The sequence below is a fragment of the Pseudomonas sp. SCB32 genome (genome assembly GCF_009189165.1).
Classification (GTDB): Bacteria; Pseudomonadota; Gammaproteobacteria; order Pseudomonadales; family Pseudomonadaceae; genus Pseudomonas.
In genome coordinates this window covers 3,845,945-3,871,371 of the sequence record NZ_CP045118.1, presented here as the reverse complement: position 1 = coordinate 3,871,371, position 25,427 = coordinate 3,845,945, and the positions used below count along the sequence as shown (strand labels likewise).

The 25,427-nt window shown below is 65.8% G+C and carries 24 protein-coding genes; 15 read left to right on the top strand and 9 right to left on the bottom strand.

From position 1 onward, the window contains the following. Positions 1 to 3: 3 nt before the first annotated feature. The 7 genes from GA645_RS17620 (at position 4) to GA645_RS17590 (ending at position 8,664) form a co-directional block, all read left to right on the top strand. A complete protein-coding gene (locus tag GA645_RS17620) occupies positions 4 to 1,857 on the top strand; it encodes a hydantoinase B/oxoprolinase family protein (protein ID WP_152224284.1) in 1,854 nt (617 codons plus the stop codon). 3 nt (positions 1,858 to 1,860) lie between these two features. Beyond that, a complete protein-coding gene (locus GA645_RS17615) occupies positions 1,861 to 2,451 on the top strand; it encodes an isochorismatase family protein (protein WP_152224283.1) in 591 nt (196 codons plus the stop codon). Beyond that, the gene (locus GA645_RS17610) at positions 2,435 to 2,803 is read left to right on the top strand and encodes a hypothetical protein (protein ID WP_152224282.1); all 369 of its coding nucleotides are present in this window, start codon (positions 2,435 to 2,437) and stop codon (positions 2,801 to 2,803) included. Before GA645_RS17615 ends, GA645_RS17610 begins: the two co-directional genes overlap by 17 nt. Positions 2,804 to 2,847: 44 nt before the next feature. Next, the gene (gene leuC / locus GA645_RS17605) at positions 2,848 to 4,260 is read left to right on the top strand and encodes a 3-isopropylmalate dehydratase large subunit (protein ID WP_152224281.1); all 1,413 of its coding nucleotides are present in this window, start codon (positions 2,848 to 2,850) and stop codon (positions 4,258 to 4,260) included. A 2-nt stretch (positions 4,261 to 4,262) separates the two neighbouring features. Next, a complete protein-coding gene (gene leuD, locus GA645_RS17600; protein WP_152224280.1) occupies positions 4,263 to 4,901 on the top strand; it encodes a 3-isopropylmalate dehydratase small subunit in 639 nt (212 codons plus the stop codon). A gap of 38 nt (positions 4,902 to 4,939) precedes the next feature. Then, positions 4,940 to 6,793 (top strand): sigma 54-interacting transcriptional regulator, encoded by a 1,854-nt coding sequence (locus GA645_RS17595; protein WP_152224279.1) that lies wholly within the window; start codon positions 4,940 to 4,942, stop codon positions 6,791 to 6,793. 92 nt (positions 6,794 to 6,885) lie between these two features. Further along, positions 6,886 to 8,664, top strand: a complete 1,779-nt coding sequence (locus GA645_RS17590; protein WP_152224278.1) for an acyl-CoA dehydrogenase C-terminal domain-containing protein — start codon at positions 6,886 to 6,888, stop codon at positions 8,662 to 8,664. 163 nt (positions 8,665 to 8,827) lie between these two features. Here the strand turns inward: GA645_RS17590 and arsJ are convergent, their stop codons facing one another. The 6 genes from arsJ to GA645_RS17560 form a co-directional block, all read right to left on the bottom strand. Continuing rightward, a complete protein-coding gene (arsJ, locus tag GA645_RS17585) occupies positions 8,828 to 10,063 on the bottom strand; it encodes an organoarsenical effux MFS transporter ArsJ (protein ID WP_152228175.1) in 1,236 nt (411 codons plus the stop codon). A 17-nt stretch (positions 10,064 to 10,080) separates the two neighbouring features. Then, positions 10,081 to 11,085 (bottom strand): ArsJ-associated glyceraldehyde-3-phosphate dehydrogenase, encoded by a 1,005-nt coding sequence (locus GA645_RS17580; RefSeq protein ID WP_152224277.1) that lies wholly within the window; start codon positions 11,083 to 11,085, stop codon positions 10,081 to 10,083. Positions 11,086 to 11,137: 52 nt separating this feature from the next. Continuing rightward, positions 11,138 to 11,494 carry a metalloregulator ArsR/SmtB family transcription factor gene (locus GA645_RS17575; RefSeq protein ID WP_152224276.1) on the bottom strand — a complete coding sequence of 119 codons (357 nt, stop codon included), beginning with the start codon at positions 11,492 to 11,494 and terminating at the stop codon, positions 11,138 to 11,140. 446 nt (positions 11,495 to 11,940) lie between these two features. Continuing rightward, positions 11,941 to 12,507: an HD domain-containing protein gene (locus tag GA645_RS17570; protein WP_152224275.1), complete on the bottom strand. Its 567-nt coding sequence runs from the start codon at positions 12,505 to 12,507 to the stop codon at positions 11,941 to 11,943. Positions 12,508 to 12,630: 123 nt separating this feature from the next. Then, the gene (locus GA645_RS17565) at positions 12,631 to 13,188 is read right to left on the bottom strand and encodes a helix-turn-helix transcriptional regulator (RefSeq protein ID WP_152224274.1); all 558 of its coding nucleotides are present in this window, start codon (positions 13,186 to 13,188) and stop codon (positions 12,631 to 12,633) included. 78 nt (positions 13,189 to 13,266) lie between these two features. After that, complete coding sequence (locus GA645_RS17560; RefSeq protein WP_152224273.1) at positions 13,267 to 14,241, bottom strand: DMT family transporter; 975 nt, start codon at positions 14,239 to 14,241, stop codon at positions 13,267 to 13,269. 105 nt (positions 14,242 to 14,346) lie between these two features. Between GA645_RS17560 and GA645_RS17555 the strand changes: the two genes are divergently transcribed. Beyond that, positions 14,347 to 15,246, top strand: a complete 900-nt coding sequence (locus tag GA645_RS17555) for a LysR family transcriptional regulator (protein ID WP_152224272.1) — start codon at positions 14,347 to 14,349, stop codon at positions 15,244 to 15,246. Between the two features lie 16 nt (positions 15,247 to 15,262). Here GA645_RS17555 and GA645_RS17550 read toward each other — a convergent pair whose 3' ends face one another. Further along, the gene (locus tag GA645_RS17550; RefSeq protein WP_152224271.1) at positions 15,263 to 15,925 is read right to left on the bottom strand and encodes a dihydrofolate reductase family protein; all 663 of its coding nucleotides are present in this window, start codon (positions 15,923 to 15,925) and stop codon (positions 15,263 to 15,265) included. Positions 15,926 to 16,438: 513 nt separating this feature from the next. On the opposite strand from GA645_RS17550, the gene GA645_RS17545 reads away from it, so the two are divergent. The 6 genes from GA645_RS17545 to GA645_RS17520 all read left to right on the top strand — a co-directional run bounded on the left by GA645_RS17545 (position 16,439) and on the right by GA645_RS17520 (position 22,872). Continuing rightward, positions 16,439 to 17,929, top strand: coding sequence for an aldehyde dehydrogenase (locus GA645_RS17545; protein ID WP_152224270.1), 1,491 nt, complete (start codon positions 16,439 to 16,441; stop codon positions 17,927 to 17,929). A gap of 12 nt (positions 17,930 to 17,941) precedes the next feature. Then, positions 17,942 to 19,126 (top strand): iron-containing alcohol dehydrogenase, encoded by a 1,185-nt coding sequence (locus GA645_RS17540; RefSeq protein ID WP_152224269.1) that lies wholly within the window; start codon positions 17,942 to 17,944, stop codon positions 19,124 to 19,126. A gap of 58 nt (positions 19,127 to 19,184) precedes the next feature. After that, positions 19,185 to 20,627, top strand: a complete 1,443-nt coding sequence (locus GA645_RS17535; RefSeq protein ID WP_152224268.1) for a cytosine permease — start codon at positions 19,185 to 19,187, stop codon at positions 20,625 to 20,627. A 115-nt stretch (positions 20,628 to 20,742) separates the two neighbouring features. After that, positions 20,743 to 21,381: a transcriptional regulator BetI gene (betI, locus tag GA645_RS17530; protein WP_152224267.1), complete on the top strand. Its 639-nt coding sequence runs from the start codon at positions 20,743 to 20,745 to the stop codon at positions 21,379 to 21,381. 252 nt (positions 21,382 to 21,633) lie between these two features. Further along, entirely contained in the window at positions 21,634 to 22,119 is a 486-nt protein-coding gene (locus tag GA645_RS17525) for a DUF2165 family protein (RefSeq protein ID WP_152224266.1), read from the top strand. A gap of 36 nt (positions 22,120 to 22,155) precedes the next feature. After that, positions 22,156 to 22,872: an SDR family oxidoreductase gene (locus GA645_RS17520; protein WP_152224265.1), complete on the top strand. Its 717-nt coding sequence runs from the start codon at positions 22,156 to 22,158 to the stop codon at positions 22,870 to 22,872. 294 nt (positions 22,873 to 23,166) lie between these two features. Here GA645_RS17520 and GA645_RS28855 read toward each other — a convergent pair whose 3' ends face one another. Continuing rightward, the gene (locus tag GA645_RS28855) at positions 23,167 to 23,331 is read right to left on the bottom strand and encodes a hypothetical protein (RefSeq protein ID WP_178119573.1); all 165 of its coding nucleotides are present in this window, start codon (positions 23,329 to 23,331) and stop codon (positions 23,167 to 23,169) included. Between the two features lie 39 nt (positions 23,332 to 23,370). Beyond that, a complete protein-coding gene (locus GA645_RS17515) occupies positions 23,371 to 24,177 on the bottom strand; it encodes an alpha/beta fold hydrolase (RefSeq protein ID WP_152224264.1) in 807 nt (268 codons plus the stop codon). Between the two features lie 118 nt (positions 24,178 to 24,295). Here GA645_RS17515 and GA645_RS17510 point away from each other — a divergent pair, with 118 nt between their 5' ends. Then, entirely contained in the window at positions 24,296 to 25,246 is a 951-nt protein-coding gene (locus GA645_RS17510; RefSeq protein WP_152224263.1) for a GlxA family transcriptional regulator, read from the top strand. The last annotated feature ends 181 nt before the right edge of the window (positions 25,247 to 25,427 follow it).

The window sequence follows — 25,427 nt, the reverse complement described above, 5'->3', positions numbered from 1 at the left end:
GTCATGGTTGCGCGAATCAAACAGACCAACAATCAACCGTTCCAGCGCGTCAACGTCGACGGCATCACCATCGATATCGTCGAGAACGCCCTGGGCAACGCCCGCAACGAAATGGACGCGGTGCTCTTCCGCACCGCCATGAGCCCCGGCATCCGCGAACAGGGTGATGCCTTCCCGATGATCGCCACCGAAGACGGCAAGATGATCGTCGGCCAGTTCGGCTCCTTCATCACCGGCTTCCTCAACGCCTACGACGGCGAGATCGAGGAGGGCGATGTCTTCCTCACCAACGACCCGTACCTGTGCAACGGCGCGGTCAGTCATCTGCCGGATTGGCTGGTGCTGATGCCAATCTTCAAAGACGGCCGGGTGATCAACTACGCGGCTATGTTCGGGCACATGTCCGACGTCGGCGGCAAGGTGCCGGGGAGCCTGCCCACCGATGCCCGCTCGATCTGGGAGGAGGGCATCCGCATCCCGCCGGTGAAGCTCTACCGCCGCGGCGAGCTGAACGCCGACATGCTCGACGTGATCCTGCACAACGTGCGCATGCCGCGCTGGAACCGCTCGGACCTCAATGCCATCGTCGCTGCCTGCCGTACCGCCGGCAAACGCTGCGTGGAGCTGGCGCAACGCTTCGGTGACGACGTCTTCTACAGCGCCCAGCAGGAAATGCTCGAGCGCACCTACCGGGCGATGAAGGAAGTGATCTCCCGCGTGGTCCCGGAAACCCGCCAGGTCTTCGAGGACTACATCTGCGACGACGGCGCCGGCCTCGGCCCCTACACCCTGCGCTGCGCGTTGTGGCGCGAGGGCGACAAGGCGATCTTCGACTTCGCCGGCACCGATCCGCAGGCGCCGTCGTCGGTGAACTTCTACCTCAACGAGGAGATGTTCAAGATCTTCTTCGGCGCGCTGACCATCAGCCTGTTCGACCCGGCGATCCTGCTCAACGACGGCTTCTACGACCTGGTGGAGGTTCGTGTGCCGCAGGGCTCGATCCTCAAGCCGAACTTCCCAGCGGCGCTGTCCTGTCGTACCCACCTGCTCGGGCGCATCTTCGACATCATGGGCGGCCTACTCGGCCAGGGCGCACCCCAGGCGATGAACGCCGCCGGGTTCTCCGACTCGCCGCACTTCATGTACTCGGGCTACGACGACAAGGGTGAATGGTTCCAGCTATTCCAAATCGGCTTTGGCGGCATTCCCGGTCGCCCGGCCGGCGACGGCCCGGATGGCCACTCGCTGTGGCCGGGCTTCACCAACGTGCCGAACGAATTCGTCGAGGCCTATTTCCCGCTGCGCATCGAGGCCTACGAGACCCTCAGCGACTCCGGCGGCGCCGGCCTGCACCGGGGCGGCAACGGCCTGCGCGTGAGCTACCGGCTGCTGGCCGATGGCGAAATCTCGATCCACGACGACCGCTGGCTGACCTACCCCTGGGGCGTCAACGGTGGTGCGCCGGGCGAGCGCAGCCGCAAGGAGCTGCTGCGTGCCGACGGCACCCGGCAGATGCTGCCGGCCAAGTGCGACAGCATCCAGGTCAAGGCCGGCGACCTGGTGCAGTTCGACACCTGGGGCGGTGGCGGCTGGGGCGACCCACTGCAGCGTGCGCCAGAGAAGGTCCTCGAGGACGTGCGCAAGGGCCTGGTCAGCGTCAAGGGTGCGACCCGCTACGGCGTAGTGATAGTCGCTGATGCGGTGGACGCAAGCGCTACCGCGGCGCTGCGCGAGGTACTCGGCAGCGAGCGCGGCGAGCTGCCGCTGTTCGATCGCGGTGGCTCGCTGGAAGAGCTCAAGGCCCGCTGCCTGGCGGAAACCGGCCTGCCGGCACCTGCCACCCCGGTGTGGAGCTGAGCCATGGCCCTTGACTCTCGCACCCTGTCCCCGGCCCAGCGCTATGCGCTGGTGCTGGTGGACCTCTCGGTGGGCTTCACCGATCCGTCGTGCAGCCCGCTCGCGGCGGAATGTGCGGCGGTGGTGGAGGCCAACCGCCGGCTCCTGGAGGCGTTTCGCCGCCGGGGCTGGCCGGTGTTCTTCACCACTGTGGCGTATGAAGATCCGTCCCAGGCGCGCGTGTTCCGCAGCAAGCTGCCGGTACTCAACGTGCTGGAGTCCGGGTCGCCCCTGGTGCGGATCGATCCGCGCCTGGCGCCGCTGGAGCACGAGCCGGTGCTGGTCAAGCACTGGGCCAGCGGTTTCTTCGGCACCGATCTGGCCCGGCGCATCCACGCCAGCGGCGCCGATGGGGTGATGGTCACCGGCCTCACCACCAGCGGCTGTGTGCGCGCTACCGCACTCGACGCCCTGCAACATGAGCTGCGCGTGCTGGTGCCGGAGGAGGCGGTGGGCGACCGCGATGCCGAAGCGCACCGCGCCAACCTGCGCGATCTGCAGATCAAGTACGCCGACGTCGCCAGCCTGGAGCAGTGCCTTGCGCTGCTGGCCTAGCCTGCCGGCGCTGGTGTTGCTCGCCGGCTGTGCGGCCACGCCGCCACCGCCGGCGACGGTTGCCAGCGCACCGGCGTCTTGCCGGGCCTTCGTCAGCGCCTGGGTGGAGCATTTCCGCAGCAACGTTGCGCGCCTGGATGGCCAGGCGCGCAGCCTCAGCGACCAGGCCCTGGCGGACGCCCGCCAGGGCCTGCACACCGCCGGTATCAGCGAGGACGCCTGTGAGAAACCGTTCTGCGTGATCCAGCCCCAGGCCGGCGGCCGGCTCGACAGCTACTGCGGCTATCGGGTGCCCGACCCCACTGGCGCGGAGCTCTACCGCTGGGTGCCGTGGGACGCCACGGCGCGCTGAAGACAACAACGATTCATCCCAATTTCATTGCCGAGGAAGCCACCGTGGGAGCACAGACGCTCTACGACAAACTGTGGGACCGTCACCGGGTCGAGGACCTGCCCGATGGTTCCAGCCTGCTGTACATCGATCGCCATCTGCTGCACGAGGTGACCTCGCCACAAGCCTTCTCCAATCTGCGCCTGGCCGGCCGCCGGCCCTGGCGGCTGGACACCAGCCTGGCGACCCCCGACCACAATGTGCCGACCCTGGGCCGCGAGCTGGGCATCGGCGGGGTCGGTGACAGGATCGCCCAGCTCCAGATTGACACCCTGCAGCGCAACAGCCGGGAGTTCGGCATCCCGCTGTTCGCCCTCGACGACCTGCGCCAGGGCATCGTCCATGTGGTCGGCCCCGAACAGGGGCTGACCTTGCCGGGCATGACCCTGGTGTGCGGCGACTCCCACACGGCCACCCACGGCGCCCTGGCAGCCCTGGCCCATGGTATCGGCAGCAGCGAGGTCGAACACGTCCTGGCGACCCAGACGCTGCGCTCACGCAAGCTGCTGAACTTCCGCGTGCGGGTCGATGGCGCGCTGCCGCTGGGTGTCACCGCCAAAGACCTCGCGCTCTACATCATCGGCCGCATCGGCGCGGCCGGCGGCAACGGACATGCGATCGAGTACAGCGGCGCGGTGATCGATAACCTGTCGATGGAAGCGCGGATGACGCTGTGCAACATGAGCATCGAAGCCGGCGCGCGGGTCGGGCTGATTGGCTACGACCAGATTACCGAAGCCTACCTGCGCGGCCGGCCGATGGCACCGCAGGGCGCGCAGTGGGAGGAAGCCACGCACTACTGGCGCAGCCTGCGCAGCGACACCGACGCCCAGTTCGAGCGCGAGCTGCTGATCCAGGGTGCCGACATAGGCCCACAGGTGACCTGGGGCACTTCGCCGGAGATGGTGGTGCCGATCGATGAGCGCATCCCGGACCTTGATCAGGCGCGCGACGCCATCCAGCGCCTGGACTGGGAGCGCGCGCTGGCCTACATGGGCCTGCAGGCAGGCCAATCGCTGGCTGGTGTACCCATCGACCGGATCTTCATTGGCTCCTGCACCAACGCCCGCATCGAGGATCTGCGCGCCGCCGCCGAGGTACTGCACGGCCGCCGCCTCCACAGCCGCATCCGCCAGGCCCTTGTGGTGCCGGGCTCCGGCCTAGTGCGCCTGCAGGCCGAACGCGAAGGACTCGACCGGATATTCATCGCCGCCGGCTTCGAATGGCGCGCGCCGGGCTGCTCCATGTGCCTGGGCATGAACGCCGACCGGCTGCTGCCCGGCGAGCGCTGTGCGGCTACTTCCAACCGTAACTTCGAAGGTCGCCAGGGCAGGGGAGGACGAACCCACCTGCTGTCGCCCGCCATGGCGGCAGCGGCAGCGATCGCCGGCGAGCTGGTCGATATCAGGAGCCTCTGAGCATGCAACCACTGACTACCCACGAAGGCGTGGTGATTCCCCTGCAACGCGCCAACATCGATACCGATGTGTTGCTGCCCAAGCAGTACCTGAAGAGCCTGGAAGCCTCCGGTTTCGGTGCCTTCCTGATGGACGACGAGCGCTACCTCGACCCCGGCGAGGTCGATACGCCGCCGCAGAGCCGCCGCCCCAACCCCGCCTGTATCCTCAACCAGCCACCCTATGACCGTGGCAGCATCGTGCTTGCCCAGGCCAATTTCGGCTGCGGCTCCAGCCGCGAGCACGCGGTCTGGGCGCTGCGCGATTTCGGCGTGCGGGTGGTGATAGCCCCGAGTTTCGGCGACATCTTCCGCAACAACTGCTTCAACAATGGACTGTTACCGCTGCCATTGCCACAGGCGGATATCGATGTACTGTTCCAGATGGCGGAGCCCGGCAGCGGTATGGTCGCGCGGATCGATGTGCCGCGACGCTTGCTTGAAGTCGAGGGGCGGCACTGGACCTTCGAGTTGGACGAGGGCCGCCGCCAGAGCCTGTTGGCCGGCCTGGACGAGATTGGCGAGACGCTGCGTCACGCCGACACGATTCGGGCCTACGAAGCACAGCGACGGCGTAGCGAGCCTTGGGTCTATCGCCGATAGCTCGGATACCTGCCCAATAACAAGAAAAGGGGTAAATCGTGGAGTTCTCCAACGCAGAACAGGATCGGGTGCGAATCTGCCTGATCGGCAACTCGAAACTCAGCCAGATCGTGCACAGCCTGATCCCCGAGTTCGAAGCGGTTGCCAGCATCACCATCATCGACAATCTGTTCAACGATGCGGTGCGTGCCGCCCGTGACCTGGTCGAACGCCAGCAGGTCGACATCTTCGTCAGCGCCGGCGCCAACGCCTTCTACCTGCAGGACACTCTGCCAATCCCAGTGCTGGCGTTGAAAGTCGAGCAGGCGGACCTGATCCAGGCGGTAATCACTGCTCGGCGTATTTCCTCGCGCATCCTGCTGCTGACCTACCAGCGTCAGGAAGCCAACGTCGAACTGCTCAGTCTTTTCGAAGGGCTGGACATCACCCGCCACACCTACAGCACGGCCGAGCACGCCAAGGAGGTGTTCCATAGCGTGCGTAACGAAGGTTTCGGGGTGGTGATCGGCTCCAGCTATGCCTGTGACCTGGCCGAGCAGTGGGGCCTCGATTCTGTGCTCATCTACTCCCGCGAGTCATGCCGCAACCTGCTGCGCAAAGCGGTGCGCCACGCCGGTCTGCACAAACGACAGACCCAACAATTGCAGCTCGGCCAATTCCTGCTCGAACAGAGCCCGCAACCCCAGGTGCTGACCAATCGCAGCGGCATGGCAGTGGCCTGGAACGCCCTGGCCGCGGCACTGATTCCCAACCTGCCGCGGCGCCGGCGCTTGGACCTGGTGATCGACGCCAAGCTGATCGAAGCGAGCAGCCTGCGCGCCGAGGGCCTCCTGGTTGGCGAGCGCCTGTGCAGCCTGCACAAGCAGCCCTTTGAGGTCGAAGGAGAGTGCGTTGGCTCACTCTACACCTTTGTCCCCAGCCCGCTGCCTATCGCCCAGGACGACGGCCGCCGGCTGGTGTTCCAGTCCAGCCGCATGGCTGAGGTGCATAATCAGCTCAGTGTCTACGGTGCGACCCCTGGCACTGTACTGCTGCGCGGCGAGACCGGCACAGGCAAGGAGCTGGCAGCACGTCAGGTGCATGCCGCCAGCGCGAACGCGAAGGGCGCTTTCGTCGCCATCAACTGCGCGGCAATTCCAGCCGATCTGTTCGAGTCGGAGTTGTTTGGCTACGCCGAGGGCGCCTTTACCAGTGCCAAGAGCGGCGGTCGCTCGGGTCTGTTGGAAAGCGCCAACAACGGCACCTTCTTCATGGACGAGATCAACTCGCTGCCGCTGCCGCAGCAGGCCAAGCTGCTGCGCGTGCTGCAGGAGCGCGAGGTCTGTCCGGTCGGCTCGCGGCGCTCGATTGCTCTGAACATCAAGTTCGTTGCCGCCTGCAACGTCGACCTGATGGACGAGGTGCGCGCCGGACGCTTCCGCGAAGACCTCTACTACCGCATCAGCACTTTCGCCATCTACATCCCGCCACTGCGCGAGCGCCCCGAGGACATCCCGGTGCTGGCGACTTACCTGATGCGCCGGGAGTCGCAGCGCTACGGGATCGAGCTGGCGCTGGAAGAGCTGATCAAAGGCGTCACGCCGGTGCTGCGTCGGTACCACTGGCCGGGCAACGTGCGTCAGCTGGAGAACGTGATCGAGCGTCTGATCGTTTCGCAGAAGCTCTACGGCAGTTGGGAAACCCTGGTCGAGTCGCTGCCGCGTGTCGTTCCGGAATTGTATGCAGCGGTTCAGACGGAGTCTGAGGCCGGAGGACACCTGCACCACGTCGAGCAGGAGGAGATCGTCAAGGCGCTGCAACTGTTCGGCGGTAACAAGGGACAGGCAGCCGAATACCTAGGCATCAGCCAGACGACCTTGTGGCGGCGGCTCAAACGCCTGCCCGCCGGCTGATGCTGGAAACCGCTGCTAGAGGGCAGTCGTTATTTTCGATCAATAGTCCGGGGGACGATGGATGTCTCCCCAATGCTTGAGTGAGTCGTCTGATGTCTGAGTACCGAGCGCCCCTGCGTGACATGCAATTCGTCCTCAATGAGGTCTTCGAGGTTGCCAAGCTCTGGGCAGAACTGCCGGCGCTGGCCGAGACCGTCGATGCCGAGACCGCCAGCGCGATCCTCGAAGAGGCCGGCAAGGTCACTGGCGGCGTGATCGCCCCGCTGAACCGCAGCGGCGACGAGGAAGGCTGCAGCTGGAGCGCCGAGGGTGTGAAGACGCCGGCCGGCTTCCCCGAGGCCTACCGCATCTACGCCGAAGGCGGTTGGGTGGGCGTGGGCGGCGCGCCGGAATTCGGCGGCATGGGCATGCCCAAGGTGATCGGCGCCCAGGTCGAGGAAATGGTCAACGCGGCCAACCTGTCCTTCGGCCTCTACCCGATGCTCACCGCCGGCGCCTGTCTGTCGCTGCTCAACCACGCCAGCGAAGAGCTCAAGGCCAAGTTCCTGCCCAACATGTACGCCGGTACCTGGGCCGGTTCCATGTGCCTGACCGAGCCGCACGCCGGCACCGACCTGGGCATCATCCGCACCAAGGCCGAACCGCAGGCCGACGGCAGCTACAAGATTTCCGGCACCAAGATCTTCATCACCGGCGGCGAGCACGACCTGACCGAGAACATCATCCACCTGGTCCTGGCCAAGCTCCCCGACGCGCCGGCCGGCTCCAAGGGCATCTCGCTGTTCCTGGTGCCGAAGGTGATGGTCAACGCAGACGGCTCCCTGGCCGAGCGCAATGCCGTGTCCTGTGGCTCCATCGAGCACAAGATGGGCATCAAGGGCTCCGCCACCTGCGTGATGAACTTCGACGGCGCCACCGGTTGGATCGTCGACGCGCCGAACAAGGGCCTGGCCGCCATGTTCACCATGATGAACTACGAGCGCCTGGGCGTTGGCATCCAGGGCCTGGCCACCGGCGAGCGCTCATACCAGAGCGCCGTGGAATACGCCCGCGAGCGTATCCAGAGCCGCGCGCCGACCGGCCCGGTGGCGAAAGACAAGGCCGCCGACCCGATCATCGTGCACCCGGACGTGCGTCGCATGCTGCTGACCATGAAGGCGCTCAACGAGGGCGGCCGTGCCTTCTCCAGCTACGTCGCCATGCAGTTGGACACCGCCAAGTACAGCGAAGAGCCGACCACCCGCAAGCGCGCCGAGGAACTGGTCGCCCTGCTGACCCCGGTGGCCAAGGCCTTCCTCACCGACATGGGCCTGGAAACCACCATTCACGGCCAGCAGGTCTTCGGCGGCCACGGCTTCATCCGCGAGTGGGGCCAGGAGCAGCTGGTGCGCGATTGCCGCATCACCCAGATCTACGAAGGCACCAATGGCATCCAGGCGCTGGACCTGATGGGCCGCAAGATCGTCGGCAGCGGCGGCGCCTACGCCAAGCTGTTCACCGACGAGATCCGCACCTTCACCGCTTCGGCGTCCGCCGAGCTGGCCGAATTCACCGGCCCGCTGAACGCCGCCGTGCAGAACCTGGAAGAACTGACCGCCTGGGTCCTGGACCGCGCCAAGGGCAATCCGAACGAGATCGGCGCCGCGTCGGTCGAGTACCTGCAGGCCTTCGGCTACACCGCCTATGCCTACATGTGGGCGCTGATGGCGCGCGCCTCGCTGGGCAAGGAAGGCCAGGACGCGTTCTACGCCAGCAAGCTGGGCACCGCGCGCTTCTATTTCGCCCGCCTGCTGCCGCGCATCCACTCCCTGAGCGCCTCGGTGAAGGCCGGCAGCGAATCGCTGTACCTGCTGGACGCCGTGCAGTTCTAAGCGCTTCATACGACCTGCCCCGGCATCGGGGCAGGTTGGCGCTTGCATGAGCGGCAGTTTCCGACCCAAAGCGGTCGTCGATCAAGCCCGATCACCTGACGACGGCATGCCGAGGCATGCTTCAGTTCAGACCACCGTTCTCTAAATAGGGGTGGGGCTCGCCTCACTGCTGCGAGGTTACGGCTGCTCCAGCATGCCTGGGCAATGCGATGGAAATGACCGCCGCCAACAGGACGAAGCCCACCGATATCCAGAGGCACGCCACCAAGCCATACGCCTGGAATACCCAGCCGGAAAGCACTGTGCCAATCAGGCGCCCCATGGCGTTGGACATGTAGTAGAAGCCGACATCCAGGGATACGCCGTCCTCTTTGGCATACGAGACGATCAGGTAGCTGTGCAACGAGGAGTTCACGGCGAAGAGCGCGCCAAAGACCATTAGGCCACCCAGCAGCACCCCTTCAGCGGACAGGCTGGCATTCAGGCCAATGGCAATCGCCGCCGGCAAGATGGCCAGCGGCACCGCCCAGGCAACCGCCGCGCGGCCGTCGGGAACATGCCCGCGCCGCTTGCCCGTCAAGGCCGGTGCGAAGGACTGGACGATGCCGTAGCCGATTACCCAGGCGGCGAGGAATCCGCCGACCAGCCAGAAGTCCCAGCCGAAGGTTGCGCTCAGGTAGACCGGCAGGGCGACCACGAACCAGACGTCGCGGGCGCCGAACAGGAACAGGCGGGCCGCGGAAAGGATGTTGATCGCCCGGCTCTTGGAGAGCATGTCGCGGAACTTGGGCTTGGCCTTGGCCTTGCCCAGGTCTTTCTTCAGCGACAGCAGGCTGCCGATCCAGATAAGGCCCAGTACCAGGGCCATCGCCAGTACGGCGCCCTTGAAGCCGAGCAGGGCCAGCAGCGCCCCGCCCAGGAAGAAGCCCAGCCCCTTGAGTGCATTCTTCGAGCCCGTGAGGATCGCCACCCACCGATAGAGCTTGCCTTGCTGCGTATCCGGCACCAGGAGCTTGATCGAACTCTTGGCGCTCATCTTGTTGAGATCCTTGGCGATGCCCGACAAGGCCTGCGCGCCCATCACCCAGGGGATGCTCAGCAGGGCCGACGGAACCGTGAGCATCAGCAAGGCCACCACCTGCATGGCGAGGCCGATGTTCATGGTGCGGTTCAGGCCGAAGTGGGCGCCGAGATAGCCGCCCACCAGATTGGTGACGACGCCGAAGAACTCGTAGAACACGAACAGGGTGGCGATCTGCAGGGGCGAATACCCCAGCGCGTGGAAGTGGAGCACCACCAGCATGCGCAGGGCGCCATCGGTCAGCGTGAATGCCCAGTAGTTTCCCGTCACCAGCAGGTACTGCCGGACTTCCGGTGCGAGCGACGATAGCGCCTTCATCATCCTGTGCTGCTCTCTCAACCGGCCAGGCCGACCAGCTTCGCCAGTTCCACGGTGCGGTTGGCGTAGCCCCATTCGTTGTCGTACCAGGCATAGAGCTTCACCTGGGTGCCATTGACCACCATGGTCGACAGCGCGTCGATGATCGACGAGCGCGGATCGGTGCGGTAGTCGATGGAGACCAGGGGGCGCTCCTCGTAGCCGAGGATGTCCTTCAGTTCGTTTTCGGCCGCGCGCTTGAGCAACTGGTTGACCTCATCCACGTTGGTTTCCCGCTCGACCTCGAACACGCAATCGGTCAGCGAGGCGTTGGCCAGCGGAACGCGGACAGCATGGCCATTCAGACGCCCCCGCAGCTCAGGGAAGATTTCCGCAATGGCGGTTGCCGAACCGGTGGTGGTCGGGATGAGGCTCATGCCGGAGGCGCGGGCACGGCGCAGGTCCTTGTGCGGCTGATCGAGGATGCTCTGCGTATTGGTCAGGTCGTGGATGGTGGTGATCGAGCCGTGGCGGATGCCAAGATTCTCGTGGATCACCTTCACCACCGGAGCCAGGCAGTTGGTTGTGCAGGAGGCCGCCGTGATGATGCGATGCTGCGCAGGGTCGAACAGGTGCTGATTGACACCCATCACGACGTTCAGCGCTCCTGTTTCCTTGACCGGCGCACTGACCACGACCCGCTTCACCCCTTGGTCGAGGTAGGCCTGGAGCACGGCAACCGTCTTCATCTTGCCGCTGGCCTCGATGACCAGATCGCAGTCCGACCAGTCGGTGTCGCCGATGCTTTTGTTGGCGGTGACCTCGATGCGCTTGCCACCGATGATCACCGAATTGCCGTCCGCGCTGGCTTCGTAGTGCCAGCGGCCGTGCACCGAATCGAAGTTGATCAGGTGCGCGTGGGTTTCGGCATCGCCGGCCGGGTCATTGATCCTGACAAACTCGAATTCCGGCCAGTCCCAGGCAGCACGCAGCGCCAGGCGACCGATACGACCGAAACCGTTGATTCCGATTTTGATGCTCATGTTGGTGCTCTCGGATGTTCGTTGAGAGAAAGGAGGTGCCGCTGGCAGTTGCTCAGCAGCAGGCGGCTGCCCGCTCCGGGCAATCGCCCATGGCATTCAGGCGTTTGGTTTCGGGGGCCAGCCAATGCTGGTTGGCATCCAGCGCGGTACTCAGCACTTGACGCACCCAGTCCGGGAGTTCAGGGCGCAAGCGGTAATACACCCATTGGCCCTGGCGTCGATCCACCAGCAATCCACAGGTACGCAATTGCGCAAGGTGGCGGGAAATCTTCGGCTGGCTTTCATCCAGGGCGCAGGTCAGTTCGCACACGCATAACTCTTCTTCGCGGGTGATCAGCAGCATCAGGCGTACGCGGGTGTCGTCGGCCAGGCATTTGAATACGGTGGTTGGGGTTAGCTGGTCAGCCATGGCAGCCTCTGCGTTGGCATTCACCCAACTGCGCCGCATCACCCTGGTAAGTAGTCGTGGGCGACAGGGCGCATGGTTGAAGCCATGTCTCGTGATCACATATGAAATAACGAATATACGAATCTTCAGATATGAGGCAAGTTCTGAAGGTGAGATCACGAGAAAGGGGCAGGGGGGCGGGCCTGATAGAGGCCCTGGTGTTGACCCTGATGCCTGGCGATGATTTCCAATTGCGCCAACGTCCGCTTCTGGCCGATAGTTGCCGCGGGCTAACGGCAGCCTCTGACCCAAAGCCGACAGCCGGTGATCTTCAGGTACCGGCGAGGTTCGTCGGGCGGGCTGTGTGCCCCCCGTCCTGAGTGTTCGCATCCCAGGTCGTGGGCTTGCTGTCGAGGCGTGGCGAATTTTTGCCGTACCTGCCTGGCGGCATCTGATGCGGAATCGTGCTACCCGGCTGCGCGCTTGCGCGTCTCGTCATCGAGAACCTCGCGCAGCGAGGCGAGAAATGGCGTGGCGTCGGTGTAGCGGCGGCCGTAGCCGAGGTTGAATTCGTAGTTAAAGTCGGGCGGGTTCTGTCCCTGGGTGTGCTGCAGGATGGTTTCGAGTTTGTCCAGCGCCTTCACCGCCTGCGCTTCGGCAGTTGCGGCGGCCTCGTACTCGTCGTAGAGGGAAAGGATCCGCTCGCGCAGGGGCGCTGCGAGTGGCGAGGTCATGCAGAGCAGGTCCTGCCGCTCGCTGTCTCCCTTGTTGCCATGGGCCTGGACGTCGACGGCCGGCACGTCGCCGCTCAGCGCTTCCCCTAGGTCGTGGATGAGGCACAGCTGCAGCACCTTGCACAGGTCGAGGTCACCCAGGTCTTCGGCGAACACCATGGCCAGCAGGGCCAGGCGCCAGCTGTGTTCGGCGGTGCTTTCGCGCCGGCCGGTGGAGGTGTGGGCGCTGCGCAGCACGCTCTTGAGCTTTTCGGCTTGGCGAAGAAAGGCGAGCTTGTCGTGGATACCCTGGTCGCGCATGGCGATGGCCTCTTGTGAATCGTCGGGGCGGCCATCCTCTACCCGGGCTTTGGTGGCTGTCCACGCATCAAATATGCGTGACGACAAATTTGCGTGACGACTTCCAGGCGCCGCGGCTTGCGCTCAGAGTGTCTCGACCAGGCGAGCCGTCGAGCCGTCCGACAGCGTGAGGCGCGTCCAGCGGCACTGGCTCTGGTGGATCGGCACCAGCAGCGAGCCATTGGTACCGGTGGCGAATTCCAGCGCCGGCGCCGCAATGCCTTCGCGCCAGCCCAGCGAGTCCAGCGTCGATTCCTGAGCGGCAATTTCCTCGGTCGCGAGTGGCCAGAGCGAGCGCCCCATCAGCCCGGCGACGGGAACGCTGAACTCCGCAGCCCGTGACGCTGAGCAGGCGAGCAGGCGGTGTGTCAGGTCGCAGACCAGGTGGACGGGCTGCGAACTGCAGGCCACGAGGCGAGCCAGGGCGTGGTCCGCTGCGCTGTCGAGGCGGGCCTTGAGCAGCGCCTCGATCCGGGCGCGCTGCTCCGGCTCGGCCTCCTGCGCGCGGGCTTCCCAGCGCGAGATGGTGGACTGGCTGACCCGGAACATGTCGGCCGCATGGCTCTGCTTCACGCGGTGCAGCAGACGCCAGCGTTTGAGCATGGGACCCAGTGGTGTGTGGTGCAGCGGCGGCGAGGTCATGGCAGGGGAGTCTGGTTCGAGACCCCGCCAGCATAGACCGGATAGCGGGCGGGGTGCATGGCGGCCTGCCCGATGCAATCAGTTCGCGGCCTGGCGTCCCTGCGAGGGTTGTTCCGGCGCGGCCTGGGGTTGCGCCGCCTTGCCGGCGGACAGTCTGGAGACACCGAAGAGTACCAGCGCCAAACCCGCCATCTGGTACACCGAAATCGCTTCGTTCAGCAGCGCCCACGAGGCGAAGACGGTCAGCACCGGCCCCAGGTTGCCGAACGCCGCCGCGTGGGTCGCGCCCATGCGCTGGATGGCCAGCGCCATCCAGTAGATCGGCAGCACGGTGGAGACCAGCGCCATCAGCGCTCCGTAGATCCACACCGCATTCGGCAGCGCCGCCAGGTGCTGCAGGTCGCCGGTCACCGCGTAGTGGATCAGCACCATCACCGACGAGGCGCCGCCGGCCAACCCGGCCAGGCGCATCGAGCCGACGCGCCGCACCACCGCCGCCGTGCCCATGTAATACAGCGCGTAGGTCACGGCACTGGCGAACACCCAGGCGGCGCCCAGCATGATCTGGCCGTTGCTGCCCTCCACCCGGATGTCGTGCACTAGGGCGATGCCCAGGCCGAAGTAGCACAGGCCCATCGCCGCCAGGGTACGAGAGCCCGGTCGCTCGCGGGTCACGGCCATCTGCAGCAGCAGGACCAGCGTCGGGTAGGTGAAGAGGATCAACCGCTCAAGGCCCGCACTGATGTATTGCAAGCCGTAGAAGTCGAACAGGCTGGACAGGTAGTAGCCGACCAGGCCGAGCAACAGGATGCGTGCACCGTCGGCCAGCGAAAGCCGAGACTGCTGCGGTCCCTTGCTGAACCAGATCAACCAGAGGAACAGCGGCAGCGCCAGGCCCATGCGGATGGCCAGCACCGTCACCGCATCCACCGGCGCGGCGGCATAGGACAGTTTCACGAAGACCGCCTTGAGGCTGAAGCCAGTGGCGGACAGCACGGCGAACAACACGCCGTTGCTCAGGCTGCGTTGGTAGAGGGAGGTCGGAGTGTTCATGGCGGCACGGGGCAGAGGCAGGAGATGGGTTTTATTCTAGAGAGAAGGCCGTGCCGCTAGAATCTCACTTTAGTGAACGTGGCTTTCACTTCTGGAGAACGCTGAATGCATTTTGATCTTGCCGACCTGCGCCTGATCGTCGCCATTGCCAGCACCGGCAGTCTGAGCAAGGCGGCGGCGTCGGTTCCCGTGGCGGTGTCGGCGGCAAGCAATCGCCTGCGGCTGTTCGAAGAGCGCTGCGGGCTTTCCCTGTTCGCCCGGCACAGCGATGGCATGACGCTGACCCCAGCCGGCCGTCTGGTGCTGGAGGCCAGCCAACGGGTATTGAAAGAGGCGCGGCAGCTCAAGGACACCTTGCAGGAGCTGGGCGGGGAGCGGCGCATCACCTTGCGCCTGGCCGCCTCGACCGTCGCCAACAGCACCTTCCTGCCCACCGCGCTGGGGCCCTTTCTGGCGGACTATCCGGAGGTGGACCTGCAACTGATCGAGCAGAACAGCAAGGATGTACTGCGCGCCGTCCAGGACGGCGCAATCGACATCGGTGTCTACGACGGCAATCTGCCTACGGCGGGCCTGCTGTCGCTGCCGTTCCGCCAGGACAAGCTGGTACTGCTGGTGCCGCAGGATCATCCGCTGGCCAGCCAGCGCCTCCCCAGCCTGCGCGATGCGCTCGGCTTTCCCTTCGTCTGCCTGCCCGCCGAGCGCGCCATGCAGCGCTTTGTCGAGGCGATGGCCGTGCGCAACGCGATGCCCCTGAAGGTGCGTGTGCGTGCGCCCGGTTTCGATGCCATTGCCCAACTGGTCGCGCAGAAGGCGGGGGTGGCCATGCTGCCGGAGGCGGCTGCGACACGGCTGGCGCAGGAGCTGCCGGTGTCGGTGGTACCGCTGGAAGATGCCTGGGCAACTCGTGAGCTGCGCATCTGCGTGCCCAGCTGGGACGCCCTCTCTTCCCACGCGCGGCAGCTGGTGAACTACCTGATGGAGGAGGGGAGCGTACCCCGCTAGACGGGGCGTCGGTCGCTCAGGCGCCCGAGTGTCCCCGGCGGCGCAGGATGACATGCGTGGCTTTTTCCGAGGCGATGGATTCCACGCACTCATATCCCAGGGCCCGCAGATCAAGTCCTGCGAACAGCGATTCGCCCCGGCCGAGCAGGACCGGCGAGATGGCGATGTGCAGTTCATCGATGAGGCCCTCCCGCAGGTACTGCCGGAGGGTGGCCGGCCCGCCGCCGATCCGCACGTCCTTTCCGGCTGCCGCCTCGCGGGCGCGGTCGAGCGCCTCGCGAATGCCCCCGGTGACGAAGTGGAACGTGGTGCCGCCGTCCATCTCGATGGACGGGCGAGGGTGATGGGTCAGGACGAAGACTGGAGCGTGATACGGCGGATTGTCGCCCCACCAGCCTTTCCAGCTCGTGTCCGGCCAGTCCCCGCGAATGGGGCCGAACATGTTCCGCCCCAGGATCCAGGCTCCGACATTCTGAAAGCCGCGGGCGGCGAAATCGTCATCGATTCCGGTCGTACCCTCGTCCTTGCCGAACAAGGACCGCTGGAACGTGCGTGTCGGCACCAGCCACTGGTGCAGTTCCGTCCCGCCAACGCCAAGTGGATTGTCGATGTCCTGATCCGGACCCGCTGCGTAGCCGTCGAGGGAGAGGGTGAAGCCGTCAACGCGAACCCGTGTCATCGTTTGCCTCCGTTAGGACGCCCGGCAGGTGATCGACGGACGCCGGCGTTCGGACATGCCATGAGTGGGGACAGAGTGTGCCGCGCGCAGGCTCAAGCACTCAGGGCGAGTCCTGTCAGCGCAGTCTCGGTACCAGGGTCAATCTACCGGACACCCGCGAAGACCGTAAGTCTGCATCAACGTCCGGTCTGGAAAAAGGCCAGGAGAGACGATCAACGGCCGCGGGTAGCCGAGGCTTCCCGCCTGCGTTCCCCATGCCCGTCCGGCCCGGACGCTGGCGTCAATTGATGCTCGTTCCTGATGAGGCCCCTGGTCGATTCCCTTACCTGCCACTCGTCGCCTGCCGTTCGGCCGGGCAAGGCGCCCTATGGCGCATCTTCCCTGGCCTTCATGTCTTCTTCATGTCTGCTTTATTGAAAATATATTCAGTATGTTGCTGTTTCGCTATTGAATGAATTTTCAGTATTGCCTAGGATCGCCCAGCCTTAACAAGAACAACATGAGGGGATGCGCATGTCGCAACTCAGAGATGCCGCCTATTGGCGTGGAAAGAGCCGGGACCTGACAGTGGAGGCGCGAGCCTTCATCGCCGGCGCCTATGTGGATGCCAGCGATGGCGAGACTTTTCTCGTACGCAGCCCGATCGATGGCCGCGAACTGGCGCAGGTCGCATTATGCCGTGGGGCCGACGTAGAACGCGCTGTGGGTGCCGCCTGCGGGGCATTCGAGAACGGTGACTGGGCCGACCTGGCGCCGCGCCAGCGCAAGGCCGTTCTGTTGCGTTGGGCCGCGCTGATGAGCCAGCACGCCGAGGAGTTGGCCCTGCTGGAGACCCTGGACACCGGCAAGCCCATCGCCGATACCACGGCTGTCGACATTCCCAGTTCCATCTACTGCCTGGAGTGGTTCGCCGAACTGGTCGACAAGGTTGGCGGGGAAGTCCCCGCTTGCGACCCACAGTTCCTCGGCACGGTGACGCGCGAGCCGGTCGGCGTGGTGGCGGCGATAGTGCCCTGGAACTACCCGCTGCTGATGGCGACCTGGAAGCTCGCCCCGGCCCTGGCCGCCGGCAACAGCCTGATCCTCAAGCCCTCGGAGAAGAGCCCGCTGAGCGCCTTGCGCATCGCCGGCCTGGCGCGCGCAGCGGGAATTCCCGACGGCGTGTTCAACGTAGTGCCGGGCGACGGCGAAACCGGTCGCCTGCTCAGCCTGCACCCGCAGATCGACTGCCTGGCCTTCACCGGCTCCGGCGCGGTCGGCCGGCAGATCAGCCGCAATGCGGCGGACAGCAACCTCAAGCGCGTCTGGCTGGAGCTGGGCGGCAAGTCCGCGAACATCGTCATGGCCGACTGCCCGGACCTGCGTCGCGCCGCTCAAGCGGCGGCGGCCGCGGTGTTCAGCAACATGGGCCAGGTGTGCAGCGCAGGCTCGCGGTTGCTGGTGCAACGCAGCATCGCCGAGGCCTTTACCGTCGAGTTGCTGGAGGCCGCCCGAGCCTACCTGCCCGGCGACCCGCTGGACCCGGCCAGCGTCACCGGCAGCCTGATCGATGCGGCCCAGTACCAGCGGGTGCGGCAGTACATCGAGCTGGGCAAGGGTGAAGCGCGCCTGCTGCTGGGCGGCGAGGACAGCGCGACGGTCCCCGGTGGCCACTATCTGCAACCGACCGTCTTCGCCGCCGACGCCAGCTCGCGCATCGCCCGCGAGGAGATCTTCGGGCCGGTGCTGAGCGTCATCGAATTCGACGATCTGGACCAAGCCATTGCCCTCGCCAATACCAGCGAGTTCGGTCTGGCGGCGGCCTTCTGGTCGGCCGACCTCGGCGCCATCCGCCGCGCCTCGCGACGACTACGGGCCGGCACCGTGTGGGTGAACTGCTACGACGAGCTGCTCGACATGAACTTCCCGTTCGGCGGCTTCAAGGAGTCCGGCAACGGCCGCGACAACTCCGTGCACGCCCTGGACAAGTACAGCGAACTCAAGTCGACCATCATCCGTTGCTGAAGGTGCATTACCGTGATTGCCAACCTTTCCCCCTTGTCGCGGCAGAGCTGGAGCCTGCCACTGCCCATCGAGTACGGCCCCGGCGCGCGCACTGCACTGGTCGAGCTGTGCCGTCGGTATCGCATCTCCCGGCCGCTGATCGTGACCGACCAGGGCTCGCTGCGCCTGCCTTTCGTGGCCGAGCTGCAGGACCTGCTGAACGACGCCGGCCTGGCCTGCGGGCTGTTCGGCGACATTGAGCCCAACCCCAGCGACAGCGCCGTGCTCGAAGGCGCCGCGGCATTCCGTGAGTGGCGTGCCGACGGCATCATCGCCCTGGGCGGTGGCAGTGGCCTGGACGGCGGCAAGGCCGTGGCCCTGGTGGCCCGGCAGACGCGCCTGCCACTGTGGGCGTTCGATTTCGACAAGCCGGTGCCCGAGGGCTGCGTCGCCAGCGACTTCCCGCCGGTGATCTGCATCCCGACCACCGCCGGCACCGGCGCCGAGACCGAGAGCACGGCGATGCTCACCGACAGCGAGCGCGCCATCAAGGGCTGCGTCTGGCACCCGCTGGCGCGGCCCCAGGCGGTGATCCTCGACCCCGAGCTGACCCTCAGCCTGCCGGCGCGACTGACGGCATGGACCGGCCTGGATGCGGTCATCCATGCCCTGGAAGCCTACTTCGTACCGACCTTCAACCCGCTCTGCGATGGCGCCGCGCTGCAGGCGCTGGAGCTGCTCTGGGGTTCATTGGAACGGGCGGTGGAGCAGGGCGACGACCTGGATGCGCGCGGGCGCATGCTGGTCGGCTCGTGCCTGGCCGGGGTCGCCTTCCTCAAGGGCCTGGGCCTGGTCCACGCCCTCAGCCACATGGTCGGTGCCACCTACGACAGCCATCACGGCCTGACCAACGCCGTGATCCTGCCCAGGGTACTGCGCTTCAATCGTGAGGCCATCGAGTCGCGCCTGGGGCCGGTATGTCGCGCCATGGGCCTGGCGGACGAGGACTTCGAGAGCTTCCAGCGGGCGATCTGTGCGCGGCTGGACAGCCTTGGCATTCCGGTGTCCCTGGCCGCCCTCGGCCTGCGCTGCGACGACATTCCGGCCATTGCGCGCAAGGCCCTGGGCGACCCGGCGCGCCAGACCAATCCGCGCCCAAGCAGTCTCGAAGACCTGGAGTATCTGCTGCAACAGGCCCTGGACGAGGAACGGGCCTAGTCGCGGGAAGCGACGACCTTGCTGTGCTCACAACAATATCAATAAAGGTACGAACCCCATGTCAGCTCCCAAGACTGCCTCCGCCAACGGACGGCTGAATCTGGAAACCCGTTCCATCGACTACGTGCCCCTTGCCGAGCGTCACGGCAAGGCGTGGCACCTGTGGCCCATCTGGTTCTGCGGCGAGGCGCACCTGACCACCCTGGCAGTGGGCATCATCGGCATCGGCCTGGGCGCCAACCTGATGTGGTCGGCCATCGCCATCCTCCTCGGTTGCGCCTTCGGCACGCTGTTCATGGCCGGGCACTCCACCCAGGGGCCGCAGATGGGCCTGCCGCAACTGATCCAGTCGCGTCCGCAATTCGGCTACCTGGGGGCGCTGCTGGTGTACGTGGTGGCCATCGTCACCTACGTCGGCTACAACGCCTTCAACCAGTTGCTGGTGGGGCAGACCCTGCACGAGCTGTTCAACGCCCCGCAGGAGCCGTCGGCGATCCTCTTCTCGCTGCTGGCCATCGTCATGGCCATCGCCGGCTACAACACCTTCCACAAGGTGCAGCGCTGGCTGGCGTTCCTGCTGATCGGGGTGATGGCGGTGTTCACCGTCGGCCTGTGCGTCTACGTGAGGCTGCCGCAGGAGCAGCTGACCCTCAGCGGCTTCAAGGCCACGCCCTTCCTCGCGCAGTTCTTCGTTGCCGCCGCGTACCAGCTGAGCTGGGCGATCTATGTATCGGACTACTCGCGCTACCTGCCGCCGAACGTCAGCGTGCGTTCGTCATTCTGGTGGACCTACCTGGGCGCGATGATCGGTGGCGTGTGGATGATGCTGCTCGGTGCCCTGGCCGCCGCCCTGAGCCCCGGCCAGAACCTTGCCAAGGGGCTGGTGCTGCTGGGTGACAGGGTGTTCCACGGTTTCGGCGAGTTCATCCTGATCCTCGCGGTGCTCAGCCTGGTGACCAGCGCCGCGCAGAACTTCTACGGCGCATCGATCACCCTGCTGAGCATCGTCGACACCGTGAAGACCCAAACCTCGACCCTGCTCAAGCGTGTGCTCTCGATGCTGGCGGTGGGCGGCGCGGCGATCTTCATCGCGATGACCGCCTCGGACAACTTCGTGAAGGATTTCGGCGACTTCCTGGCGATCCTGCTGTACCTGTTCACGCCCTGGACGGCGATCAACCTGGTGGACTTCTACGTGGTGCGCCACGGCCGCTTCTCGATTCGCGAGATATTCAAGCCCGATGGACTCTACGGGCGCTGGAACTGGCGCGGCATCGGCGCCTACCTGGTGGGCTTCGTGGTCATGCTGCCGTTCTCCGCTACCGGCCTGTACACCGGCTACGTGGCGCGGCAACTGGACGGCGCCGATGTCAGCATGCCGATCGGCCTGGCGGTGTCGGCGCTAGCTTACTGGTGGCTGTGCCGCTCGCAGAATATCCAGCAGGAACTCAGCCAGGTCGGTCGCCTCGACCAGGGACTGGAAAGCGGCGCCATGGCCTGAGGCCGCGCCACGGCACCTGCGCACGCCGGCAAATCTTGCTAGATTGGCGTCCCCGCCCGCCCGGTGCCCCGCGCCGGGCGGGCTTGCCATTCCAGTGAGGGAAGCGGATTCAGCTATGAGCGTGGACAGTCCGGGCGACAAGCCCCGCAAGCGCAGGACCCGGGTGGACCCGGAGACCCGGCGCAAGGCCATCGTCGAAGCCACCATGCGCTGCATCACGCGCTTCGGCCACGCCGGCACCACCATCGAGCGCATCTGCGACGAAGCAGAGGTTTCGGTCGGGCTGATCGGCCACCACTTCTCCAGCAAGGACGAGCTGATGCTCGCCACCTACCAGGAGCTGACCAACCAGTTGCGCGAGGAGACCCGCCGCCACCTGGAGACCAAGGGCGGGACGCCCGTGGAACGCCTCACCGCGATCATCCGCTCGTCGTTCCGTGGCAGCATCTTCAACGAATTCATCCTCACCACCTGGCTCGGCTTCTGGGGGGCGGCGGTGTCCTCCGAGCAACTGCGCGAGCTCAATCGCAAGCTCTACGCCGACTACCGCAAGGAGCTCGAGGCGGTGTTCAAGGCCATCGCCGCCGAGCGCGAACTGGCCCTGGATGCCAAGGGCAGCGCGCTGATCATCACCGCGCTGATCGATGGCTTCTGGCTGGAGTGGGCGCTGGACCACAAGGCCTTCAGCGCCCGCAAGGCGGAGAAGTGCTGCCTGCAGACGGCGCAGCTGTTGATCGGCGCCCAGCCGGTCTAGCCAGACTCTATTGCCGCCCGCCTGGCGCACATCGAGCAACCGGTGCTGTTCTTCGACCGGCGGGACGGGATTCCCGCCGGTACGCCGCCGCCCCTGCGAAGCGCGAGTAGCGGGGAGGGCAGTTCATTTCTCCTGCCGTCTGTTGACCTCAAGTTAGGTTGAGGTCTTAGAGTCCGTCCGGCCTTACCCATCGCCGTCCGCTTCGGCGGCTTGGGTAAGTGCATTGGCAACAGGCCTCCACAAGGACCAGGAATGGATACCCAGACTTCACTGATGATTTTCCAGAGCACGTGCTTCCTTGGATTCAGCCTGTGGCTGAGCATCGCGCTGATCAACAATCTGCATGCCTTCGCCAGCTCGACCAAGGCGGTGGGCGCGACCCTGTCCATGGCGCCGCTGGCCCTGCCGCCGGCGATCGATAGCCCGTTGCGGATTCGCGCCGTGTCGTCGCCCGCCCTGCATCGCCTGGCGTTGACCATCATCGTCTTGATCCAGGCGGTGGCGGTGCTTGCGGCCTGGATGGGTTGCTACGGTCTGCTGCTGGGCGACGGCCTGGAAGCGGCCAGGCCCTGGCTGAATCTCGCCTTGAGCGCTGCCCTCGGCTTCCTGTTCGCCATGCTGCTGGGCGGGCTCTGGTTCGGCTACTGGATACGCCAGGAGGGGCTGCAACTGACTCACCTGGCGCTGGTCGTCTGGACGCTGCTGGACTTCGTTGTCCTCAACATTCACTGGAGTTAATTGAACTGGGCAACCCAACGCGCAAGGAGGAACAGCATGAAGATGATGGTCGTGGGAGCGAGCAGGGGACTGGGCCGCGCCCTGGTCGAGGGGCTCGGGAAGCCGGGTGACAGCGTGATCGGTGTATCGCGCCGGCTGCCGGAAGGTCTGGCGGTTGCGTCGGAGGTAAGCCTTGAGTGGATCGAAGCGGACCTTGCCCGGCCAGCGGAAGCGGTGGCGCTGATCGAGGCTGAAGCGCCTGCCGAACTCGATGTCCTGATCTGCAACGTCGGCATCTGGGAGGAGCACGCGTTCAGCGAGCAGTACGCGTTCCTGAGCGATAGCGACGAGTCCATCGGCAGGCTGGTCGAGGTGAACATCGTTTCCACGCTGTTGCTGCTCAAGCGCCTGGTTCCCAGGTTGCTCGGCTCCGCCAGGCCGCAGCTGATCCTGACGGGTTCGACCTCGGCCCTGCGCCAGAGCGGGCGCCCGGAAGTGGCATTCGGCGCTTCCAAGTTCGCCCTCAACGGCATGGCCGATGCGCTGCGCGAAGGCTTCAGGGACGAAGGCCTGGCGGTGACCGTGCTGCAGCTGGGCTACCTGAACACCGACGATCCCCTGTCCACTCCGCTGGCCGATGCCGCGGCGCGGGGGGAAGGGCACCAGATACCCGTGCATGATGTGGTCACGCTGGTCGACGCGTTGCTGCGACTGTCCGGCGCTTCGTTCGTGCGCGAACTGACGCTCCCGGCCATCAGGGATGAGCGCTTCTGACATCGGCTGCGGCGAGCGCCTGCAATCGGTGGTAGCGGCAAGTCTGGGCAGGCGCCGTCGGATAGTTCCTTTCCACTCGGACCATCACGCTAAAGAAAAAAATCAATCTAAAAAGTCCCGGTCGACACGCCGGGACTTTTGCTAACCTCAATCCAGTAGGTGAGAACGCAGACTGATGCGCAAGTGGATAGCAAGGAGACGTGGGGCACGTTCCCGGGGTACACGGCTGCAAGCGCGAGAGTTGTCCCATAGGCCGCGTGAAGCGGGGAGGTTGAATCTCTTCCGCCAGATTCCTCAGAAACCTTGTAAGCCGGAGACCAGCGCCGGCCACCTACTAAAACCCACAAGCCCGACCACCGTGTCGGGCTTTTTCTTTGGGGTAACAGGTGGCGTGCGGAGAAGGGCGACAGCGTGCCGCGCGATGGCAGCGACCCGCGCGGCGAATCCGGTCGGGTTCATGGGCAGGCTCGTGCTGGCTGATCGCTCGATGGGGCGGTTCTAGCCCGTCGTTGCGCCGCCGAACTGCCGGAGAAAATCGCTCACCGCCGCGAGTACCGCCGCCTGCTGCTGGCGATGCGGAACGTGGCCGCAATCGGGAAGCAGCTTCAGCACCGTGGGTACGCCCGGCACCGAGGTGAAGCGCTCCGGGTGCGCCGCCGTGCCGTATTCGTCCTGCTCGCCGTGCAGGCTGAGGATCGGGCACTTCACCAGGGCCAGTTCTGCGTCCAGGTTCCAGTCGCTGAAGTCGTCCGACAGCCAGGTGTCGACCCAGGCGCGAAGTACACAGAAGGCCTTGTCGCCGTGGTATTTCTGCAGACGCTCCAGTTGGCCCTCGCGGGCGAACTCCTGCTCGGCGGCGCGGATGCCGTCGCGGGTCTGGTGTTCGACGAAAGCCTGGGCCGATTCGGTGATCAGCGCCGCGCAAGCCAGCGGGTGCTGCGCCACGCAGGCCACCGCCATGGCGCCGCCGACGCTGTGGCCGAACACCACGCAGCGCTCGAAGCCGAAGTGCTGTTGCAGCACGGGGAAATTCTCCCGCGCCTCGTCGTCGATGAAGCCCAGGGGCAGGGCGCCGGGGTAGCCCTCGGAGCGGCCGAAGCCGAGGCGGTCATAGGCGATCACCAGGTGGCCGGTGGCGCGCGCGAGGTTCTCCGGGAAGTCCCGCCACAGTGCCACGCAGCCCAGGGAGTCATGCAGCAGCAGGATCGGTTCGCCGTGGGTTTCGGCGGGCGTCCAGGACTGGGCAAACAGCTGGCCCTTGCCGGTGCTGATCCAGTGTTCGCGGGTGCTGATTGGCAACGACATGACGCTCTCCTGTGCGGCGGGGCTGACTCGCTTTGCGTTCGGCCATAGTATTGCGGCCAGGCGCTCGCGGCGATGTTCAGACGGGCGCATGCATAGTCCGATCGGGCCAGGGGGATGCGTGAAACAGGTGGCGATTCTGGCCTACGAAGGCTGCTGGGCGATGGGCCTGTTTTCGGCGGCGGACTTCTTCCGCATCGCTGCGCTGCTGGAGCTGCACGTCGGCATGGAGCAGTCGTTCGAGGTGCGGTTGGTATCCGTCGATGGCGCTCCGGTGTGCGCCGCGGGAGGCCATGTCATCACCCCGGATGGCACGTTGGCGGATGTCGCGCAGGCAACCCTGATCGTCCTGCCGGCCATCGAGGGGCCGCGTCTTGCGCATTTCGAGCCGGATATCCGGGCGCTTGGCTGGCTGGGCGAGCGGATCGACGCAGGCGCCCGCGTGCTGGCGCTGACCACCGGCGCCGCCTGGCTGGCCGCCAGCGGGCGGATGGACGGCGGCCTGCTGGCCACCCACTGGTCCTTCGTGCGGCAGCTGGGCCTGCAGTACCCGGCAAGCCGCTTCGTGGCGCGTGAGTCCTTCCTGCAGGAGGGTGGTCTGTACAGCACCGGGTCGCTCAATGGCTGCTTCGACGCGCTGCTGGATATCCTTGCCCAGGAGCGTGGCGACCGCTTCGCGCAACTCTGTGCCACCCATTTGCTGGTGGCCGATCCGCACCTTCTCGGACCTATCCTGCCGGGCCACCGCAACCATTGCGACGAGACCGTGCTGCAGGTGCAGGACTGGATCGAAAGCCATCACGCGCAGCCCCTGACCATCGAGCGCATGGCCCGCCAGGCCGGGGTCAGCGCGCGCACCTTCAAGCGCCGCTTCAGCGAGGCGACGCGACTGCCGCCCAATCTGTACCTGCAGCAGGTACGCATCGACAAGGCGAAGAAGCTGCTGCTGGCGACCCAGCTGGCGGTGCGCGAGATCGCCGCCGAGGTCGGCTACGAGAACGTCAGCTTCTTCGTCCGTCTGTTCAAGGCGCGCACCGGAACCACCCCGGCGCGCTGGCGGGCCGGCTCCTAAGGAAACCTTAATCGAGCTGCGCGATGATGACGACTCGCGGCCGGAGCTGTCCCCATATGTGCTCACTCAGGGTCCGGTCGCTTTTTTTCCTTTCCCATGGGAGTCCTGCCCGGGACGCTCGCCCTGGTCAATTGCGCCAGCGCCGAGCCGGCAGGGCCCCGTCGCTGTCCCAAAGCGTGCG

Coding starts and splice junctions, on each gene's coding strand:
- GA645_RS17590 (WP_152224278.1), top strand. CDS start 6,886: ATGTCTGAGTACCGAGCGCCCCTGCGTGACATGCAATTCGTCCTCAAT.
- GA645_RS17545 (WP_152224270.1), top strand. CDS start 16,439: ATGTCGCAACTCAGAGATGCCGCCTATTGGCGTGGAAAGAGCCGGGAC.
- GA645_RS17520 (WP_152224265.1), top strand. CDS start 22,156: ATGAAGATGATGGTCGTGGGAGCGAGCAGGGGACTGGGCCGCGCCCTG.
- GA645_RS17525 (WP_152224266.1), top strand. CDS start 21,634: ATGGATACCCAGACTTCACTGATGATTTTCCAGAGCACGTGCTTCCTT.
- GA645_RS17570 (WP_152224275.1), bottom strand. CDS start 12,507: ATGCGCGACCAGGGTATCCACGACAAGCTCGCCTTTCTTCGCCAAGCC.
- leuD (WP_152224280.1), top strand. CDS start 4,263: ATGCAACCACTGACTACCCACGAAGGCGTGGTGATTCCCCTGCAACGC.
- GA645_RS17550 (WP_152224271.1), bottom strand. CDS start 15,925: ATGACACGGGTTCGCGTTGACGGCTTCACCCTCTCCCTCGACGGCTAC.
- GA645_RS17560 (WP_152224273.1), bottom strand. CDS start 14,241: ATGAACACTCCGACCTCCCTCTACCAACGCAGCCTGAGCAACGGCGTG.
- GA645_RS17620 (WP_152224284.1), top strand. CDS start 4: ATGGTTGCGCGAATCAAACAGACCAACAATCAACCGTTCCAGCGCGTC.
- GA645_RS28855 (WP_178119573.1), bottom strand. CDS start 23,331: ATGAACCCGACCGGATTCGCCGCGCGGGTCGCTGCCATCGCGCGGCAC.
- GA645_RS17575 (WP_152224276.1), bottom strand. CDS start 11,494: ATGGCTGACCAGCTAACCCCAACCACCGTATTCAAATGCCTGGCCGAC.
- betI (WP_152224267.1), top strand. CDS start 20,743: ATGAGCGTGGACAGTCCGGGCGACAAGCCCCGCAAGCGCAGGACCCGG.
- GA645_RS17615 (WP_152224283.1), top strand. CDS start 1,861: ATGGCCCTTGACTCTCGCACCCTGTCCCCGGCCCAGCGCTATGCGCTG.
- GA645_RS17535 (WP_152224268.1), top strand. CDS start 19,185: ATGTCAGCTCCCAAGACTGCCTCCGCCAACGGACGGCTGAATCTGGAA.
- GA645_RS17555 (WP_152224272.1), top strand. CDS start 14,347: ATGCATTTTGATCTTGCCGACCTGCGCCTGATCGTCGCCATTGCCAGC.
- arsJ (WP_152228175.1), bottom strand. CDS start 10,063: ATGAAGGCGCTATCGTCGCTCGCACCGGAAGTCCGGCAGTACCTGCTG.
- GA645_RS17565 (WP_152224274.1), bottom strand. CDS start 13,188: ATGACCTCGCCGCCGCTGCACCACACACCACTGGGTCCCATGCTCAAA.
- GA645_RS17580 (WP_152224277.1), bottom strand. CDS start 11,085: ATGAGCATCAAAATCGGAATCAACGGTTTCGGTCGTATCGGTCGCCTG.
- GA645_RS17515 (WP_152224264.1), bottom strand. CDS start 24,177: ATGTCGTTGCCAATCAGCACCCGCGAACACTGGATCAGCACCGGCAAG.